General features: G+C 69.6%; 15 protein-coding genes. 9 read left to right on the top strand and 6 right to left on the bottom strand.

Going from position 1 to position 19,256, the window contains the following annotated elements; translation table 11 throughout:
* The first annotated feature begins 4 nt into the window (after positions 1–4).
* Complete coding sequence (locus E8A74_RS46730) at positions 5–820, top strand: metallophosphoesterase family protein (protein ID WP_136935663.1); 816 nt, start codon at positions 5–7, stop codon at positions 818–820.
* Between the two features lie 340 nt (positions 821–1,160).
* Here the strand turns inward: E8A74_RS46730 and E8A74_RS46725 are convergent, their stop codons facing one another.
* Positions 1,161–2,543, bottom strand: a complete 1,383-nt coding sequence (locus E8A74_RS46725; protein WP_136935662.1) for an aldehyde dehydrogenase family protein — start codon at positions 2,541–2,543, stop codon at positions 1,161–1,163.
* 88 nt (positions 2,544–2,631) lie between these two features.
* Here E8A74_RS46725 and E8A74_RS46720 point away from each other — a divergent pair, with 88 nt between their 5' ends.
* Positions 2,632–3,378: a Stp1/IreP family PP2C-type Ser/Thr phosphatase gene (locus tag E8A74_RS46720; protein ID WP_232380048.1), complete on the top strand. Its 747-nt coding sequence runs from the start codon at positions 2,632–2,634 to the stop codon at positions 3,376–3,378.
* 3 nt (positions 3,379–3,381) lie between these two features.
* On the opposite strand, the gene E8A74_RS53505 is transcribed toward E8A74_RS46720, so the two are convergent.
* A complete protein-coding gene (locus E8A74_RS53505; protein WP_170229903.1) occupies positions 3,382–3,555 on the bottom strand; it encodes a hypothetical protein in 174 nt (57 codons plus the stop codon).
* Positions 3,556–3,619: 64 nt separating this feature from the next.
* Positions 3,620–6,064, bottom strand: coding sequence for a DUF2169 family type VI secretion system accessory protein (locus E8A74_RS46715; RefSeq protein WP_136935660.1), 2,445 nt, complete (start codon positions 6,062–6,064; stop codon positions 3,620–3,622).
* A gap of 558 nt (positions 6,065–6,622) precedes the next feature.
* On the opposite strand from E8A74_RS46715, the gene E8A74_RS46710 reads away from it, so the two are divergent.
* Positions 6,623–6,886 (top strand): hypothetical protein, encoded by a 264-nt coding sequence (locus E8A74_RS46710; protein ID WP_136935659.1) that lies wholly within the window; start codon positions 6,623–6,625, stop codon positions 6,884–6,886.
* The gene (locus E8A74_RS46705; protein ID WP_136935658.1) at positions 6,883–7,983 is read left to right on the top strand and encodes a hypothetical protein; all 1,101 of its coding nucleotides are present in this window, start codon (positions 6,883–6,885) and stop codon (positions 7,981–7,983) included. Before E8A74_RS46710 ends, E8A74_RS46705 begins: the two co-directional genes overlap by 4 nt.
* Here E8A74_RS46705 and E8A74_RS46700 read toward each other — a convergent pair whose 3' ends face one another.
* A complete protein-coding gene (locus tag E8A74_RS46700; protein WP_136935657.1) occupies positions 7,984–9,063 on the bottom strand; it encodes an MJ1255/VC2487 family glycosyltransferase in 1,080 nt (359 codons plus the stop codon).
* Positions 9,064–9,113: 50 nt separating this feature from the next.
* Here E8A74_RS46700 and E8A74_RS46695 point away from each other — a divergent pair, with 50 nt between their 5' ends.
* Together E8A74_RS46695 and def are read left to right on the top strand one after the other, a co-directional pair.
* A complete protein-coding gene (locus E8A74_RS46695) occupies positions 9,114–10,106 on the top strand; it encodes a hypothetical protein (protein WP_136935656.1) in 993 nt (330 codons plus the stop codon).
* Between the two features lie 20 nt (positions 10,107–10,126).
* Positions 10,127–10,723 carry a peptide deformylase gene (def, locus tag E8A74_RS46690; RefSeq protein WP_136935655.1) on the top strand — a complete coding sequence of 199 codons (597 nt, stop codon included), beginning with the start codon at positions 10,127–10,129 and terminating at the stop codon, positions 10,721–10,723.
* Between the two features lie 60 nt (positions 10,724–10,783).
* On the opposite strand, the gene E8A74_RS46685 is transcribed toward def, so the two are convergent.
* A complete protein-coding gene (locus E8A74_RS46685) occupies positions 10,784–12,622 on the bottom strand; it encodes a M4 family metallopeptidase (RefSeq protein ID WP_136935654.1) in 1,839 nt (612 codons plus the stop codon).
* A gap of 239 nt (positions 12,623–12,861) precedes the next feature.
* Positions 12,862–13,494, bottom strand: a complete 633-nt coding sequence (locus tag E8A74_RS46680; RefSeq protein ID WP_136935653.1) for a polysaccharide biosynthesis/export family protein — start codon at positions 13,492–13,494, stop codon at positions 12,862–12,864.
* Positions 13,495–13,625: 131 nt separating this feature from the next.
* Between E8A74_RS46680 and E8A74_RS46675 the strand changes: the two genes are divergently transcribed.
* From E8A74_RS46675 to E8A74_RS46665, 3 genes are all read left to right on the top strand, one after another.
* Positions 13,626–15,080, top strand: coding sequence for an O-antigen ligase family protein (locus E8A74_RS46675; protein WP_136935652.1), 1,455 nt, complete (start codon positions 13,626–13,628; stop codon positions 15,078–15,080).
* 91 nt (positions 15,081–15,171) lie between these two features.
* The gene (locus E8A74_RS46670; RefSeq protein ID WP_136935651.1) at positions 15,172–17,904 is read left to right on the top strand and encodes a hypothetical protein; all 2,733 of its coding nucleotides are present in this window, start codon (positions 15,172–15,174) and stop codon (positions 17,902–17,904) included.
* Positions 17,901–19,076, top strand: coding sequence for a hypothetical protein (locus tag E8A74_RS46665; protein ID WP_136935650.1), 1,176 nt, complete (start codon positions 17,901–17,903; stop codon positions 19,074–19,076). The genes E8A74_RS46670 and E8A74_RS46665 overlap by 4 nt, the downstream gene beginning before the upstream one ends.
* The last annotated feature ends 180 nt before the right edge of the window (positions 19,077–19,256 follow it).

Below are 19,256 nucleotides of genomic sequence, written 5' to 3'. Positions count from 1 at the left end.
CGGCATGCTCACGCTCAGCCTGATCACCGATCTCCACTTCGGCCCCGAAGCTGGATTCGCGGGCAAGCTGCGCAAGCTCACCCGCAGCGCCCCCGGCCTCGCCAAAGCCTTCGTCGCCCGCATGAACGAAGTCGTCCACCCCGACCTCGTCGTGAACCTCGGCGACGACATCGAGGACGAGGACCACGACGCCGACCTCGCCCGCTACGCCGCGTGCATCCACCTCCTCCGCAGCGCGCGCGCCGAGCTCGTGAACGTCGCGGGGAACCACGACACCGCGCACCTCTCGCCGTCGGAGCTCCTCTCCGTCTGGCAGCGTCCCGATCTCGATCGGCTCTACCACGCGTTCGATCGCGGCGGCTTCCACTTCATCGTGCTCCACACGCGCGAGCGCAAGGATCACGACGTCACGGTGGGCGAGGAGCAACTCCGCTGGCTACGCGAGGATCTCGCCGCGACGCGCGCACCAACAGTGGTTCTCATGCACCACAGCGCAGCCGATCAGGATCTCCGCGGCAACCGCTGGTTCGAGGGCGCGCCACACATCTGTCTCGTCGAGGAGCGGCGCGCACTCCGGACCCTCCTGCGCGAGAGCGGCGTCGTGCGCGCCGTCTTCAACGGTCACCTGCACTGGAACCACCTCGACGTGATCGACGGCATCCCCTTCGTCACCCTGCAAAGCCTCATCGAAAACCTCGACGACGACGCCCCCGGCCGCCCCGCCGCCGCACACGCCATCGTGCACCTCGAACCCAACCGCGTCGTCGTGAAGGTCGAAGGCGCCGAGCGCGCGACGTACCAGTTCGAAGCGGCGACGTAGCGCCGGGGTTTCACCCCGGACCCCGACCAGGGGTTGTCCACCCCTGGACCTGGACCAGCGAGGCGCTGGACCCAGGGTCGATGAACTGCGCTCCGCGCAGTTCATCGAACAGCCAGCGTCAAGACCGGCGACGATCCTGCCAACCAAGACCGCGACGCTACGGGTTCAACCGGCAGCGCCCTCGTCGCTGGCTTGAAAACCACCCCCACAGTCTTGCCACGGGCCCGTTGGAAGAACTGCGCATCGCGCAGTTCTTCCACCCTCGGTCCAGGCCGTGCCTGGTCCGGGGTGAAGGGGGCGGACAGCCCCCTTCCGGGGTGCGGGGCAGAGCCCCGCGCTCTCAAAGCTTGAAGTTCAGCGCCTTTGGCCGCGTCAGGTGCAGAAAGCCGAGCGCGGACAGACTCGAGCCCTTGCCGCTGTCCTTCACGCCGGTCCAGGGCAGGGCTGGGTCGAGCGTGTCGCACTGGTTCATGTAGACGGTGCCGACGTCGAGCTGCTTTGCGAGGTGCTCGGTGCGTGCTCGGTCCCTTGTCCAGATGCTCGCTGTCAGGCCGAGATCGCTGTCGTTCGCCAGCGCCACGGCCTCCTCGTCCGAGTCCACGGGCGTGATGGGCAGCACGGGGCCGAACGTCTCGATTCGCATCACGTCCATGCGTGGGTCGACGTTCACGAGCAGGGTTGGCTCGAAGAACCGCCCGCGCCCGTCGACTTGCGTTCGTTTGCCTCCCAAGAGAACCCGCGCGCCTGCGGCGACTGCGCGATCGATTTGTGCTTGGATGAACGCTGGGTGATGCGGCTGCGCGATGGGGCCCATGGTCGTCTCGGCGGCCGTGGGATCGCCGAGACGGTAGGACTTCATCAGCGCGAGACACCCTTCGACGAACTTGTCGTAGAGACTCCGGTGCACGTACGCGCGCTCGACGGCGCAGCAGCTCTGGCCTGCGTTGTAACAGGCGCCGTCGACGATGTTCTCGATCGCCTTGTCGAGATCGGCGTCTGCTGCCACGTACGCCGCGTCCTTGCCGCCGAGCTCGAGACCCACGTCCACGAAGCGCGCGGCTGCGGCCGCTGCGTACACCTTGTGCCCGCCTGCGACCGAGCCCGTGAACGCCACGTGGTCCACGCGTGGATCGGCCACGATGCGCCCTGCCATCTCGTGATCGCAGTGCAGCGCCTGGACGAGCCCGGCCGGCGCCCCCGCGTCACGCAGCGCGTCGGCAAAGTGCTCTCCGCAGAGCGGCGACCGCGGCGAGTGCTTCAGGACCACCGCGTTCCCCGCGAGCACGGCCGGGATCACCACGTTCACCGCCGTGAGCAGCGGATAGTTCCATGCGGGCAGGTTGAACACGACTCCCAGCGGGGCCCGCGTGATCCGCCGCTCGAAGCCCTCCTGGGGCGGCAAGACCGTGTCTGCGAGGGAGGCCTCGGCGATGCTCGCCATGTACCGGGCTCGCTTGGCCATCCCGCCCACCTCGCCACGCGCTTGACGCAGGGGCTTGCCCATCATGGCGGTGATGTCGGCTGCGATCGCTTCGGCCCGCTCTTCCATCCGCGCGATGGCCGCGAGGCAGAGGGCCACCCGGTCCTTCACGGGCGCCCCGGCGAACGCCCGGGCGGCGGCGCGGGCGGCCTCCAGGGCCTGGTCCACCTCACCGGCTTCGGCGAGCGGGCGCCTGACGGCCACGTCGAGGGTGTAGGGATTGTCGACGACCAGCTCCAGCATGGGGAGCAAGCTTAGGACCTGTTCGTCGGCCAGGAAATGTACGTACAATACCCGGCGGATGCGAGCAGTCGCGGCAGGCCTATCCGACGTGGGCAGACAGCGGCACCACAACGAGGATCGCTTCATCCTTCTGCCGGAGTTCAACGTGTTCGTCGTGGCCGACGGCATGGGTGGACATCAGTCCGGCGAGGTGGCGAGCCGGATGGCCGCGAGCTCCATCGCCAAGTACTTCCGCAACGAGTGCAAGCCCGACGTAACCGTCGGCCAGCGCCTGCGCGCTGCCGTGCTCGAAGCGAACGCGCGGATCTTTGCTCGCGCAGATGACTCGCGCTTGCACCGCGGCATGGGCACGACCGTCGTCGCGGGCGCGTATGCGCCGGACGATCGCACCTTCTTCGTCGCGCACGCGGGCGACAGCCGTTGCTACCGCCTGCGCGGCGACGAGCTCAAGCAGCTCACGCGCGACCACTCGCTCATCTCGGACGCGCTGCTCGAGCGGCCCGATCTCACCGAGCTCGATCTCAAGTACCTGCCGAAGAACGTCATCACGCGCGCGCTCGGCATCAGCCCCACGGTCGACGTCGACCTGCGCGCCGAGCGCGTCGAGCCGCACGACGTCTTCGTCCTCTGCTCGGACGGCTTGCATGGGCTCGTGTCCGACGAGGAGATCGCGATCATCGTGCGCGAGAGCGACATCCTCACCGAGGCGTGCACGCGCCTCATCGACACGGCGAACGCGAACGGCGGACGCGACAACATCACGGTCGTGCTGGTCCGCATCGAACCCGACGATCCGCCTTGGGCCGGCCGCCGCGCGAACTACACGCGCGCCTGAGGCTCAAGGCCTCCGGCCGATCGTCCCGGCCCGGAAGTACCAGGCGAGCGCGAGCACGGCGATCACCAGCAAGACCACCCAGAACCACGTCGATCGGGTCGTGGGCGCGGCCTTCTCTTCCACCATCTGCGCCGCGAAGAGGTTCGCGGCGGCGAGGATCGCGGTCGGTGCGTTCATCTTCGCCTCCCGCCGCTCACGTTGGGCCAGCGGGCGAGGCGTCAATCTTCACGCTGCGGTCACGTTATCGATCACTCGATCGGGGCCGCGAGGGCGTGGCGGCCTCGGCGTAGGTCGCGCCGCTGCGGCCATCGGGGCTCACCCGCGCGTACGCCCGCCTTGCCGAGGCGAGCGCCTCCCGCACCCGCGCGCGGAAGGCTGGATCGGCCTCCATGCGCTCCTGCCAGACGCGCTCGATCCGCACGAGGCAGACGCGCGCGAGGCCGAGCTCCGCCAGCACCACGTCGGCGTCGCTGTGCTCCACCGAGAACATCAGCCGCGCGTAGTCGGCGATCTCCAGCGCGCCTCGCTCGATCTCGAGCTGCTGCACGTACGCCCGATCGTAGGCGAGCCGCAGCTCGCTCCGCCCTTGCTCGGTCTCGGCGCGGATCGCGCTGACCCACGTCCGCTCGGTCGACACCCAGCGCGGATCGGACAAACCCATCTCCGACAGGATGCGCGCGCGATCCTCGGGGCGACGATCGATACGCGCGGCCACGCACGCGCAGAGCTCGAGCGGCAGGTCTGCGGCCATCAGCAGCGGCGCGGCCATGCTCGACGTCGAGGGCCTGCGACCGGCGCCCGACGGACGCGGAGTCTCGACCGACACGACCGAAGGCTTCGGCGACGGCGTGGCGGGCGCGGAGGGCAGGGCGGGGCCCGACGACACCACGGCCGACGCCGTGAAGAACGCTGCGTTCTCCGCCGGCGACACGGGCGATGCGGTCGTCGTCGAGGCAGTCCCCGCGGCGGGCATGTAACCCGTCGGCTCGGACCACGACAAAAGCGCTGGAGCGCGCTGCGTCGTGGGCGGGGCGTCGAGCAGACGCGCGCTCGCGGCGACGGACCCGCCGGGCAAGGTGGGAGGCGGCGCGAGCGTCCCTGTCTTGCGCGTGCTCGGCACCAGCGTCGGCGGCGCGATCGACTCGCGCTCGGTGATCACGCCGAAGCTCTCCGCCGGCGGCGGGCTCGTCGTGCCCGTGCGCGCGGTCGCGGGTGCGCGGTCGGCCGGATCTTCTTCCTCTTCGCCTCGGGGTTGCTCGCCCTGCGGCACGCTCGTCGACGTGGGCGGGGGCGGCAACCGCATCGCGGCTGCGTCGCCGGGCCAAACATCCGCCTCCCATGAGACTGAGGTCTCGACCTGCGCGGGCCTCTCGTCCTCGACCTCCGCGCGTGCTGCGCGCTCGACGAGCTGGCTCGGCCCGGGGAAGGCCGCGTCCACGACGAACCTCGACGACGCGCGATCCTCGATGAGGCGCTCGCCCGACGGCGGGATCGGCACCGAGCTGTCGCGCGGCCGCGCGGGCAGGCTCCCGCCGAGCGCGAGCGGCTCGACGGGCAGCGGGGCTGGCTCCTCCGGCGCGTGCTGCGCGGGGGCCGACGGCAGAAGCGTGTACCCTTCGTCCTCCGCGATCTCGCCTTCGAAGGGGCGCGGGAGGATGGGCCGCGGGCTCGAATCCTCGGGCGCGACGGGGGGCGACTCCACGTCTTCGAGGCTCACGGTCATCTCGGGGCTCTCGGAGGCCACGATGATCCGGCCGAGCGCGTGCTCGTCGGGCTCGGGCACCGACGTCGATCCGCGCCAGGAAAGCACGGCCACGAGGCGCACGCCGTCGATCCAGATCGTGTCGAGCCGCACGTCGATTTCGAAAGGCCGCACCGAACCGCGGTGCGCGTAAAACACGCGCGGGCGGATGTTCGGCAGACGCGACTCGAAGCGCGGGGCCTTGCGGGTCAGGTGTTCGAGCAAGATGCTCGGCGCGGGCTCGAGCTCGTCGATCTGCTGCTCGCTCGGCGCGCAGTTGAAGAGCGAGAAGGGGAGCGACGCGGGAGCCGTGGCGTGCTCGGAGCGGATGCGGCGCGCGAACGTGACGGCCTCGTCCGGGGCGCCGCGGTGCTCGGCGCGCCAGCGGATCGGCAGCGGGCCGAAGCCCGGCGTCGCGTTCGGCGGGCACGTCTCGCTCGTCTCGATGCGCGGCAAGGGCCAGCCTGCGCTCCCGCCGCCCGAGGGGATGCCGCTCATGTTCTCGCCTTGCATCACGGCGAGCTCGTACCGGAGCGGGATCGCGGAGAAGCGCTCCGGCGCGCTCGGCCGCAGGCTGCCCGTATGACCCGGCATCCAGATGCGCGGCCCGCAGACGCGCAGCGACTTCTCGAAATGCCCCACGCGGAGGCGCGGCGTGAGCACCTCGGCCGGCATGCCGCCGGGGGCGAACGCGCGGCCCGAGAACGCGACGTCGATCTTCGGCTTGTACGGGACGAAGTCACTCGGCGCGAAGAGCGCCGCTTGCGGGTTGTGATCCCAGGAGATATCGCCGTGGGCCGTGTCCTGCCTCGGCGCGAGGAGCGCCGTCTCGCCGTGGACCAGCGTGAACGTCGCCTTCACCCCGATCGTGAGGCGATAGCCTCCGGGGCGCTCTTCCCACACCACGGTGGCGACGCTGAATGGGCAGAGTCGGACGATCTCCAATGCGGGGAGGGTAGCTTAACGCGAGCAGGTTGGGAAAGATTTCCTCGGGGGATCCCCGGATCTCTTCGAGCCTTGGGCTCTTCCGCTCGATCGAATGTGACACTTGTCACAAATTCGCGAAGAGTAGGGATTTGCCCGATCCAGCGTAGACGCGCGCGAGCTGACGCTGCGGTGCGTCGGTGCGAATGCGGCCGCGACCGACCGCCTCCACGTCTGCGACAATCCATTGGCGGACGGCCAGTCCGTCCCTGGTGGCCGGCCCCCTCCGTTTCTCTCGTCCCCCGCGGGCGCGCCCGTCGATCGAGATCCGTTCCGGCGGGAGGGAGCCCCAGGGGGATCGCCGCGCGTCCCGCCGCCGTCCCATTGCGAGCGCGTGCGAGGCGACGCACCGCGCGCCGACCATTGAATGATTTCCACGGCGACCGCGTATTTCGTTTTGATGGCGGGGCGCCTGCTGGTCATCCGAGTGACCAGAAAATGGCATGTCCGCGAAAGAAAAAGAGCGCGTATGCCGGAGCCGGGGCGATAGTCTGACGCCCCTGACGAAAGGAGACATTCATGCTCAAAAATAGCCTCGTCGCGCTGGTGCTCGCTTCCTTTACCACCGTTCTGCTTGCATGTTCCGCGGCAGAGGTGGGGGAGCCATGCGAGACCGAGGGAGCGGCGGACGAATGTGTCGACGACGCGATCTGCGGAAAGCCGACCGATACGGCCACGGAGCCGCAGTGCCTCAAGGTCTGCACGCAGGATTCGGAGTGCGCCGCGAGCGAGTCCTGCAACGGCGTGACGGGCACCAGCACGAAGGCCTGCCGCGTCAAGTGATCGCCTGCGCCGCGGCCCTCGCCGCGCTCCTCGCCGCCGTGCCCGTGCGCGCCGCAGCAGAGGAGGGCGGAGGCGCCGCGGCGCGCACCCTCGAGGGCCACAGGTTCCAGCCACCCGTGCTGCTCGAAGGCCCTTTCACGACCACCCACGTCGGCATCGACACCTCGATGGGCCTCCGCCTCCAGGACGGCGCCGGCGCCCCGCCCGTAGCCCTGATGGGCTTGCCGCTCCCCACCCACGACGGCCAGAAGTTTTTCCTGTTCGAGGAGCGGCTCGCCGTGGGAATCGCGCCCGTGCGCGGCGCGGAAATCGGAGCGCGCGCGGCCTTTCAAATGGACGTCGGCGGCAACGCGGCGACGACCTATCTTCATGGAATCCGCACGGGTTACGAGGTCCGCCCGCACCTCGGCTTCGAGGTCCTGCACAGCGAGGTGCTCGGCCTCTCGGTCGGCCTGCGGGCGGGCCTCGTCCTCGCCGGCGGGGTGCGCGCGCGGCCGTCCGGGCTCGTGGACGCCATGATGCGCGAGGCGGACGCGGTGATGCGGGAGCCGGCGCGATTCATTTGCCTCCGCGCCGGGGATCTCGGCTGCGCGTTCAAGACCTTCGACGGGGCGGGGGCGCTGCACGTGGACGAGCGGAGCTTCGGCGTCCACGCGCTCGCGAGCGCGGCGAAGTCGTTCGGACAGCACGTGGGCATTCAGGCCTCGTTCGGGGGCGAGGCGCTCGATACACGCCTGCGCGGCGGCCCGAACCTCGATTCCCGCACGGCGCCGCGCGCGTATGCGGCGTCCGTCGCGGCCTCGGTCGACCTCGCGCCCCTCGCGCCCGTGGGGGCGATGCTCGAAGCGGGGATCGAGCGCGGCGAAAACCGTGGCCTCGATCGTCGCAATGCGGAGATCCTCGGCGCCGCGCCCATGGCCTACACGACCGAGCGCGTCGCGGCGGGCGTGTATTACACGGGGCGCGACGCGCTCACGCTGGGGTTCATCGGGACGTACGGCTTCACGCAGGCGAGGCGCGCCGCCGGGGACACGGCCTCGCCCGGCCCCCCTACGCGCGCCCTCGGCGGCCGCCTGGCCTTCCGCTATTTCTTCTGATCAGGAGAGCACGCCCGCGGCGGCCCGATCGAGCAGCGCGTCGATGCCGTCGAAGAGATCCTGGTTCCCGTTCTGCGCATACGCCGCGAGCTTCTCCGCGCATTCGGGGACGACCTTCACGAAATCGAGGATCGTGGCCGGATCGGCGAGCGAATTTGCCGATCGGCCAAACCCTTCGCGCTCCAAGTATCGCGCGTTCAGGACCTGCTCGAACTGGTGGCGAATGGGGACGGCGAGCATGGGTTTGTGCAGGTACACGGCCTCGCCCATGAGCGTGAACCCGCCGCCTGCGATGACGGCGCGGGCCGAGGCGAGATCGTCGATGAACCCGTCCTCGCTGAAGGGCCGATACCGCAGGTTGCCCTCGACCTGCTCCTCCTGGATGCCGCGGCGCATGCCATAAATGCGGCATTCGAGCCCGGTCTTTTGCAGCGTATCGGCGAGCGCGTCGTTCCCTTCGGCGGTCTGGTAGACGAGCAGGTGATCACCCTGGCGCCGGTTCGCGCGGAGGATCTCGGGGCGCAGGATGGGCGGGTAGAGCGTCGTGCGGGGCTTGCGGATCGGGGGGCGGAAGAAGCTCGTGACGAGGTAATGGTCGCAGAACGGGAGTTTTCCTTTGATGAACAGGCGCGTCACGGTAAAGTCCGCCTCGTCTCCGCGGATGATGTCGGGCCCGTGCGTGCACCGGTTGATGATCTGCATGTTGTCGATGGACAGGATGGGCAGCCCATGCGTCTTCGCGAACAGGTAGGTCCACGACTCGAAATCGCTGATCACGACCTCGGGCCGGAACGCCTGGATGAGCTCGAAGTAGGCCGCGATGTTCTTGGGCAACCCCGCCGCGCCCTGCGTGACGTTCGAGAACAACGTCTTGCCCCGACGAACGCGGTTTTCCTCGTAGATCATGTGGAAGCCGTGAATCTTGTTCACGCCTTCGAAGCGCTTCGTGAGGAACTCGGCGGCCCGCCCCGAGGCCATGATCTCGATCTCGTGCCCCTGGCCGACCAGGTGCTCAAGCACCACGCGCGACCGCATCGCGTGCCCCATGCCCTCGCCAACCACCCCGTAGAGGATCTTCATGGCGGTCGAGTTTATCGATCCGCACCACGAGGGTCGAGGGGGCGGAGACGATGACGACCCCGCGAGGCCTTCGCATCTGGTGCGAGATGGTAACGCACGCCGAGATCACGTCGCCCGCCGTGCTCGCCGCGCTCGCGCAGCGGAAGATCGGCCTCATCGTCGCGGCGCAGCCGGGCCCGCGCGCCGATCTCGTGCGCCTCGCCCAGGCCGCGCGGGACGCGGGTCTCTCCTTCGCCGTCTGGCCGATGCTCGCGGACGCGGCCGGGCGCTGGGCGAGCGTGGACAACGCGGCGCGGTTCGCCTCCTACGTCCGCGCGCTCGTGGACGAGCTCGACGCCGCAGGCGCCCTGCCTGACGAGATCGCCCTCGATCTCGAACCGCCGATCGACCGGCTCCGCCGCATGCTCGGGCTCGATCCGCCGGCGAGGAGCGCGCCCCCTCCGGACGACGGCGCGGCGATCCTCGGCGCCCTCGTGCGGGATCTGCGCGTCCGTGTCCCGACGCCGATCGGCGTCTCGGCCGCGGTGATCCCGCTCGTTCTGTTGGACGACGAAAGGTCGGGGCTCGAACGATGGCTCGGCACGCCCGTCGGCTCCATCGCCTGGGATCACGCGAGCGTGATGGTCTATACCACGCTCATCGAAGGGTATTCGCGTGGCCTTTTGACCCGCAACGATGTGCGGCCCCTGCTCGCGTCCGCGTGCCTGCGCACCGCCGCGCGCTTCGGGGCGCGGGCGGGCGTGTCGCTCGGGGCGGTGGGGAAGGGGGCGCTCGGCGATGAGGCGACGTACCGCTCGGCCGCGGAACTCGCCGACGACGTCGCCATCGCGCGCGCGGCGGGCCTCGACGACCTCACGCTCTTCGACCTCGGCGGCGTGCTCCGGCGGCCGCCCTGGGAGGCGTGGCTCGACGCGTTCGCTTGCACCGCCCCCGCGCCGCGCCTGCCCGAAGCGACGTGGAAGAGCCGCGCGACGGAAAAGCTCGGCCGCGGGGCGTCCCGCTGGCTCGGCGCGTTCGGTTCCTTGCGCCGAACGCGCGGGTGAGGGCACGATCCCGCGTCCCGATGTCGAAGCCCAGGATCGTACAAGCCGGTAGCCCCGTCCTCCGCGCCGCCGCCGCGCCCGTCGCGAGGGATCAGATCACGAGCCGCGACACCCGCCTGCTCGTGAAAAAGATGGTCGAGACGATGCGCCAGGCGCCCGGCGTGGGCCTCGCCGCCCCGCAGATCGGCGTGAGCCTGCAGGTGATCGTGCTCGAAGACGATAGCACCCGCATGGCGCGCCTCACGAAGGAGCAACGCGAAGAACGCGGCCGCGCCCCGTTCCCGCTGACCGTCGTCTTCAATCCCGAGCTCCGCGTGATCGGCGAGGAAAAAGCGACTTACTTCGAGGGATGTCTGTCCGTCGCGGGGTACATGGCGCTCGTCGAGCGGAATTTCGCCGTGGAGGTGACGGGCCTCGACGAGAAAGGCGAGCCGCTCCGCTGGGAGGCGAGGGGCTGGCCCGCGCGCATCCTGCAGCACGAGGTGGATCACCTGCGCGGCATGCTCTACGTGGATCGCATGATCACGCGGACGCTCTCGTGCAACGACGAGATGGGCGCGCGCTGGCTCGAAGCGCCCGTCGCGGAGGTGAAGAAGGTGTTCGGGGTAGAGTCGTAAGGAGGGGAGGGCGCGCGCCGCGCAGGGTTTGCCGCGCGGCGCACCTCGCCTACCGCTCGATCACTTGTAGCTCGTCTTCAGCGTGATCCCCGACGACGCCACGTAGCCGTAGAGCTTGATGTAGTACGTGCCGCTCGGGGCGGGGATCTCGCAGACCTCGTTGTTGCCCTCGAGGTACGGACGGCAGGTGTAGAGCGTGAGCGTCGGCGCGGAGCCCTTGCGCACGTAGAGATCCGCGTCGCCCGTGCCGCCGGAGATCTCGACCTTCAGCGTCGTCGCGCCGGCCGGCGTCGCCTGCGTGTACGACGTGCTCCACTTGTTCTTCCCGACCGAGATGCCGGCCACCTCGCCGATCGGCGTGTACGTCCCGCCGCCGCTGCCGCCGCCGTTGCTGCCGCCCACGCCGACGGCCGCCCACGCCTCGCTGATCGACGTCGCCGCCGCCGCGCCGTAGAGCTCGGTCGCGGCCTCCACCGTGCAGGTGCGAGCGGCCGCGAAGTCCGAGCTCGCGCTGAGGCAGTTCGTGTTCGCATCGTAGAAGATCGCCGCGCCCATCTTGATGCTGTTCACCGGGTTCGCGTCGAGCGCCGGGACCTGGTTCGTCGTCTCGCCGCGCGGGTGCGTGCCGCCCATGACCGCGAGGTAGAACGCGAGGTTCGCGATGCCCGAGTTCCAGTGCACGCCGCCGTTGTCCTGCGAGCCCGTGTAGCGCTCGGGGTAGTAGTCGTAGTCGCCCGCCAGCTTCGGGTCGTACATGTAGCGGAGCGCGTCGCCCGCCGTGGCCGGCGTCCAGCACTCCTCGCCGATCTTCCAGGTGTTCGTCGTGACCGCGCCGTCGCGGGCCGCTTCGACCGCGGCGCCGAAGATGTCGCTCATCGCCTCGTTCAGCGCGCCCGACTCGTAGCTGTACGTCAGGTTCGACTCGTACGACGTGACCGCGTGCGTGAGCTCGTGGGCCACGACGTCGAGCACCGTGAGCGCCGACGCATCGGTGCCATTGCCGTCGCCATAGACCATCCGCGTCCCGTCCCAGTACGCGTTCACATAACCCGTGCTGTAGTGCGCGTACGACTTGATGGTCGCGCCCGTGCTGTTGTAGCTGTCGCGGCCGAAGTTGTTGAAGTAGAAGTCGTACGTGCGGTTGGCGTTGTCGTGCGCCTGGGTCACGACGGCATCACCGCTGCCCGTCGTGGTCGTCCCCGTCGTGGTCAGCTTCAGCGTGGCGCTGTTGAACGACGTTCCGTTGTTCAGCGTGTACGTCTGGAGGCTCTTGCCCGTCTGGAGGTTGTCGTACTGATCGACGATCTCGCCCGTCTGCGCGTCGATGAAGACGACCGGCATCGTGGGCGATCCGTCGTTCAGCGTCCCCTCGAGCTGCACGCGGTACGTGAGCGCCGCGCCGAGCATCGGGCGGGGCAGGATCTGGAGATCCGTGCCGATCTCCCGCGAGACCACACCGTCGACCGCGGCGTACGCGACGTTGCGCGCGTCGATCTCGGCGAGGGTCGGCTTCGTCTCGACCTTGAGGTTCCGGTGCAAGTAGTCGCGCACCGTCCGGAGCTGGCCGCGCTGATCGAGGCGCACGATCGCCTCGCCGCCGAAGACCGGGATGCCATCGATCGACTGCACGAAGCGGTTCACCGACTCGCCCCGCTTGTCGATACGCACGCGCCTGACCGAGAGGTCCCCGACGCCCCGAACGATCTCGGGCCGCTCGGCTGCGATCCTCTGAAGAGCGAGGTCCGCGGCGACCTTCTCCGCCTGGGCATCATGGCCGACGTGGACGCTGTCGTTTTCATCCTGCGGAGCGGCCTGATTATCAACGTCCTGGCCATCGACGGCGCAGGCGGCGAGGAGGAACGTCAGGGGAGCGAGCGTGGCAAGGCGACGATGACGCATGGACTGACACCTCGAAATGGGAAAGGTCGTGGCGGGTGCATCCGGGGGCCCGGAGAATGCCGACCTTCCTTTTTTTCGCGATTGGTGTCAACGCCTGTCTTTGTCGCCGCCGAAAATTGTCCGTAATGGGTAAATTTTATCACCAATTCAATGCAACCGCGTTGCATCTACCGATCTTGCCGCACTCGTTCACCGGAACTGGAACGCCGGGATGCACTCTCGAATGACCAGGGGGTGCACTAGGGAACGACCACCGTGTCATTCGTCAGGAGCGGCAAATTCTCGCGGAGATCCCCGCCTTTCACCACGGCCGTGAACGCGAACGGGATCCGCCGCTCGCCATGCGCGTCCTTGCGCACGATGACGATTTCGTTCGGCGCGGCAAACCGCGTGAATCCACCAGCGAGCGCGATCGCCTGCAGCACGGTCACTTGCCCCGTCGGCGTGAACTCGCCCGGCCGCGTCACCTCGCCCAGCACGTAAATGCGATAGCTGTGCAGCTCGGCGACCTCGACGGACACGACCAGCGGCTCCGTGTAGAACTGCTGGCCCTTTTCGGTGATCTCCTTGCCGATCTGCTCCACGGTCTTTCCACCACAAACGATATCGCCGACGAGCGGGAGCGTGATGAATCCGTCGGGGCGCACCGTGACCCTGCGGCTGAGCTGCTCGTTGTGCCAGACGCGCACCTCGAGCACGTCCCCGGGGCCCACGGTGTACGTCCGCATCACGCGTAGCTCCGTCGTGTAATCGTAGGTCGGGCGCGCGCCGCCGCAGCTCGCCGAGGCCACGAGCCCCAGAAGCGCGAGGCATCCCCGCACGAATCGTCCCTTCACGCCCCGGGCGATTCTCTTCTTTTCGTGCACATCCATGGCATTCCTCCGACGAGCAGCGTCACCCGTGGCAAAGGGTGATCCCGAATGCTCGAAGCGCCGACCCCTGCTACGAAAGAGGCCACGCGCGCCGCGGGAAAGCCATCCGCGAAGGCGCGCCCTCGGGGGACATGGCTTCGATCATCGTGTGCGTGCTCTGCGCGCTCGTCGTCTTGAAACCCCAGGAGTTCGTGCCGGCCCTCGCCGGGCTGCCGCTCCTCTATATCGTGTTCGCGCTCTTCACCGTGGCCTTCGTCGTGGACGTCCTTCGCGGTCGCGCCCGGGTCGATCTCCCGCCGCACGCCCCCTTCGTCCTCGCGTTTTTCCTGTGGGGAGCGCTCGTCACGCTCGTGCGCAAGCCCGCGGTCCTGCAAAAGGAGGGGACCGAGCTCGCCATCGTGCTCTGCATCTTCGGCGTGATCTCGCTCGGCCTCGGCACGACGAAGGGCCTGCGGCGGTTTTGCTGGACGCTCCTCGTTTGCATGATTTTCGCCTCGACGGTCGCGCTCGTCCAGTCCCAGGGCCCCTTCGGCTGCATGATCGCCGAAAAAAGCGACTGGGAGGGCAAAGGCGAGCTCGAGTACGACGGGCGCGGCTGCGAGAACGCGCTCGATTGTCGAAAGGACGGCCTGCCGGACGTGAATTACCGTTGCGAGCGGGTCGGTCCGTTCGGCACGGCCACGATCGGCGGCCGCGTACGTTATCGCGGCACGCTCGCCGATCCGAACGAACTCTCGCTCGCCGCCGTGATGGCCTTGCCCTTCGCGCTCGCGTTCGCCGAACGCAAACGATCGTCCCGCGATCCGAACCAGAAGCCGACCGCGGCGTCGCTCCGGCTCCCGATCCTGCTCACGGACAGATTGCTCGCCGGCGTCGCGTCCATCTTCCGCGTCGTCCCGGCGCTCGTCATCGCCTTCGCGTTCGCCGTGATGATCGTCCTTTCCCAATCACGCATGGGTGTCCTCGTCTTCCTCGTCGTGATGGGGCTCGCGTTCATCCGGCGCGCAGGCGTCTTCGGCGTCGTCATTGGCTGCATCGCGTTTCCGCCCGTGCTCCTGCTCGGCGGGCGGAGCGGGGCGGAGGCCGAGGCGTCCGCGGACGAGCGGCTCGATCTCGTGGCCGAGGCGCTCACGATGATCCGAAAGTCGAAGGGGATCGGCTTCGGCGTCGGCCAGTTCGCCGACGAATCGACGCGCGGGCTCACGGCGCACAACAGCTACCTGCTCGCGGCGGCGGAGACGGGGCTCATCGGGGCGTTCCTCTTTTCGCTCGTTCTCTACGGCGCCCTCAAGGTGCCCTTGAAGTTGTGGTTCGGCGCGTACGACGTGGACGCGGAGCTCCGCCGTCTCGCGCCGGCGCTCGCGATCTCGCTCCTCGGGGCGTACGTCGGGATCTTCTTCCTTTCATGGTCCTACAAGGAATTCCTTTACATGCTGCTCGGCGCCTCCGCGGCGCTCTACCAGGCCGCGCGCGCGGCGGATCCGCGGTTCTCGGTGCGCATCGACATGCGCGAAGCCGCGACCGTCTGCGCGGCGTGCCTCCTGCTCTTCCCGATCGTGTGGGTCGTGCTGCACATGATGGGCTGAATCGTATGTTCTCGACAAACCAAAGGAGCGAGGAGTCGCCGAGCATGGTCATTGCCGGAAGGCCCCTCGCGCCCGAGCGCGGAGGGAGCAGATGGTCCGCCTGAGCACCGAGAGCACACCACGCGAGCGACTCGCGCGGCTCGTCGTCCTCATGAAACGCACGCGCGGATATGCGCGGAGCACGATCGCCATCGCCGCGGCGCTCGTCCTCGCTTCGCTCTTGCTCGCGCTCTCCACGAAGCGCATCTACCGGAGCGAGACGACGGTCATGTACCGCGAGGTCGTGCGCGCCGGCCGGGAAGGCGAGAGCGCGGCCCAGCGCGCGGCGCGGCTCGGCCCGCGATTGAAGGAGATCATCCTCTCGCGCGGCACGCTCTCGTCGATCATCCAGGAATTCGACCTTTATCCCGAGCTCGCGGAAAAATCGATGCTCGAGGCCGTGGCGGAGATGCAAAAAAACGTCTCCTTCCGCGCCCGCACCCAGGACACGTTCGCGCTCTCGTTCTCGCACCACGATCCGGCCACGGCGCAGTCGGTCACGAAGCGCCTCGCCGAGGTGATGATCGGGGACTACAGCAAAGACAACCTCACGACGGCCGCGCTGAACCACGACGTCTTGCGCCGCGAGCTCGACGAGGCCAATCGCGCGGTCGAGGACGCGAGCCGGGCGCTCGCGCGGTTCCTCGCCAAGCACCCGCAATTCACGTGGGGCATCAACGACTCGCCCTACGCCCCGACGGCGCCGCAGCCCGGCGCGGCGCCCCCGGCCCCGCAAGCGAACCCGGTGCATCGTTCGCCGCAGGCCAGCCGAGAAAAAGCGCCCGCGGACCCGATGCTCGCGCGGCTCCTGCACAGGCTCGCGCAGATCGACGCCGAGCTCGCCGGCCCGGGGAAGCCGGGCGCGCCGCCGCCGCCGCTGCCCGTGAACGTGAGCGACGCGCAAAAGCAAAGGGACGCGGCCGCGGCCGCGCTCGCCGCGGCGGAGACGGACCTCGCGACGAAATTGCAAAAGGTCACGCCCGTGCACCCGGACGCGATCTCCGCGCAATCGAAGGTGTCGCGGGCGCGGAGCGCGCTCGCAACGGCCGAAAAGACGCTCGACCTCTTGCGAACGGGCGGGGTCGCGCCGCCTCCCGTCGAGGGCGAGGGAATCGATCCGGCCCGCCGCGCGGCGCTGGAGGAGGAGCGCCGCTCGATCGCCGCGCAGATCTCGGCCCGAAGGACGGCCGGGCCGCGCGGCAGGGCCGTGGTCCCGAGCCCAGGCCCGAACACCGGGACGGCCCTGGGAACGGGCGCGGGGACGGCGACGGCCCCCGAGACGAGCGATCCCGAAATCGTGGAGCTCGAGACCGAGTGGCACAAGCTGCGGCTCGATCTGGAGCGAGCGCGGGACCATTTCCGCAAGGTGCAGGACAAGGAGCGCGGCGCGAGCCTGAGCGCGTCGGCCGCCGAGGAAGAAGCCCAGGAGGCGCTCGTCGTGGTGGATCCGGCCTACCTGCCGGTGAAGCCGGATCGCGGGCGCGGCCGCGTGTTTTTCGCCGGCTCGTTCGTCGCGTTGTTCCTCGCGCTCGGCTATGCGGGCGCGCGTGTCCTCTTGTGCGAGACGATCCTCGACGAGGGCGACGTCGAAGCGCTCGGCGAGCCGCCGCTGCTCGTGTCGGTGCCCCACATTCCCGAGCCGAAGACGAGCACCGCGCTCGTGACGCGGGAGGCGTCGGGGCCGCCGCCGCCGCCCTCGTCGCGAAGGCCCGCCGACGCAGGGCCGAAGAGCCGGCCGCCGGAAAGCGGATCCATTGAAATTCGATTCGAGGAGGCGGAAGCGCCGCTGACCGACGAGCCCGTCGTCATGCCACTCGGCGCGCCGCCGTCCACCCCGGAGCCCGGGGACGAGCCGCTGCCGTCCAAGCGGATCCGCATGCAAACGCTGCCCTATGGCGCGACGCTCGCGGACTACCTCGCGAAGGCGAAGAGCGAACCGCCGCCGGCCGAGGAGCCGGCGGACGAGGAGCTACCGGCCGAGCTCCTCGACGAAGACGCCGTCGACGAGCTGCCGCCGGAGAGCGAGCCGGCCGCGCTCTCGCTGCGGAACCCGAATGCGGGCGCGATGGCGATCGCGCCGGAGGTCGAGGTCGTGGGGATGCCCTTCGACCCCGAAAACGAAGGGGCGCTCGAGCTCGTGCGAGGCGCGCCGCCCGCCGTGCTCGGCGCGCTCCGCGTGCTCCGGCACCGACTGGAGCAGAAGCGAGACGAGAGCCCGCTCGTGGTGAGCGTGCTCTCCCCGGGGATCGGCGAGGGCAAGAGCGCGGTCGCGGCGCGGCTCGCGATGACCCTGGCCGAGGCCGAGCGGGCGCGGGTCGTGCTGGTCGAGGGCAACCTCGGCCGGCCGCGGCTCGCCTCGATGCTGCGCCTGCGCGTGCCCGAGGAGATGGGCTTCTCGGCGCAACTCCGGAGGCACATGAGCGGCCGATGGGAGCCCTGGAGCGTGCTCCGCATCGGCGCCTCGCTCTACGTGCTCGCCGAGCCGGCGACGGAGGCGGCGTTCCCGACGGCGCTGCATTCGACGTGGTTCGAGGGGGCCGTGCGCGCGCTGAAGGAGAGCTACGATTACGTGGTCATCGACGGCTGCGCGGTGCTCGGCTCCGGAGACGCGAACGTGCTCGAGGACGTGAGCGACGTCTGCATCCTGCTCGCCCGCGCGGGCATGACGAAGGGCAGCGAGCTCTCGCGCGCAGCAAAACAGCTCGGCGACCGGCGCATGTTCGGGGTCGTGCTGAACGACGTGCGCACGTGGAGCGGCGCGCCGAAGGGGAGGGCGAGCGCATGAAGGTGGAGGCCGCGCACAAAGCGGTGGCGGGGCGGATCGCGCCGTGGGCCGAGAAGCTCGCGCCGTGGATGGGGAGCTGGGCCGAGGCGCGGCTCGTCCGCGGCGTCGAGCGGCTCGTCTTCGGCGAGGTCGTGCGGCCGAAGCACGTGCTCGTGGCGATCTGCGATCACTTCGAGCCGCTCTGGACCGGCGACGCGAGATCGCCTGGCGCGGCGCCGCTCTCGCGCGGGCTCACCCGGGTCGCGGCGTGGCGGCGCGGCTACCCCGCGCTCGCCGCGTCGCTGCGGGACGCGAATGGAAGGCCCCCGCGGCACACGTTTTTTTATCCGGGCGATCAGTACGATCCAGCGCTCGTCGAGCCCCTCGCCGAGCTCGTGGCGATGGGGCTCGGCGAGGTGGAGGTGCACCTGCACCACGACCGGGACACGCGGAGCACGCTGCGAGAGAAGTTCGAGGAGACGCTCGTCTCGCTCGGCCGGCACGGCCTCGTGCCGCGGGTGCATGGCGCGGATCGATGGGCGTTCATCCACGGCAACTGGTGCCTGGCGAATTCGCGTGCCGACGGCGCGCATTGCGGCGTCGACGACGAGCTCGACCTCCTGCACGAGCTCGGCTGTTACGCCGACTTCACGTTCCCGTCGGCGCCGGACCGGACGCAGCCGCGGATCGTGAACAGCATCTATTATCCGTCCGGCGACGTGAAGCGCCGCAAGGCGCACGAGCGGGGGAGGCCGGCGAGCGTGGGCGACGGGCGCATGGAGCGGGTGCTCTGCATGCAGGGCCCACTCGCGCTCTCCTTCCGGCAGGGCCCGGGGCTGCCGCTCCGGATCGACGCGGGCGCATTGACGGCGCGGGATCCGGCGACCCTGCCGCGGCTCGAGAGCTGGATCGACCAGGGCGTGTCGGTGCGAGGCAAGCCGGAATGGGTCTTCGTGAAGCTATCGACGCACGGCGCGCCCGAGCGCGAGGCCGAGAGTCTGCTCGGCGCCCCGCAGCGCCGTTTCCACGAAGCGCTCGCGTGGCTGGGAAAGCAGGGAGGTTTCCGGGTGCATTACGTGACGGCGCGGGAGATGTACAACATCGCCCGCGCAGCCATGGATGGCCGGCTCGGCGATCCGTTCGAGTTCCGTGATTACGAGGTTCCGCCGGCGGCGCGGGCCTGTCAGGCCTGAGTTCGCCGGCGGCCGTTTTGCTGGGGCTTCGCCCCAGGCCCCAGCAGGGGCTGTCCGCCCCTGCACCCGGACCAGCCAGGGGCCTGAGCATTGGTCTTATCTCGGGGCCGCCTCGCTGGGGCGTTGCCCCAGGCCCCACCCGGGGCTATCCGCCCCGGGACCCGGACCAGCGCCAGCGCT

This window comes from Polyangium fumosum (assembly GCF_005144585.1).
Lineage (GTDB): Bacteria > Myxococcota_A > Polyangia > Polyangiales > Polyangiaceae > Polyangium > Polyangium fumosum.
Note: the sequence above shows the minus strand (reverse complement) of the source record. Positions and strands in the feature narration are given on the sequence as shown.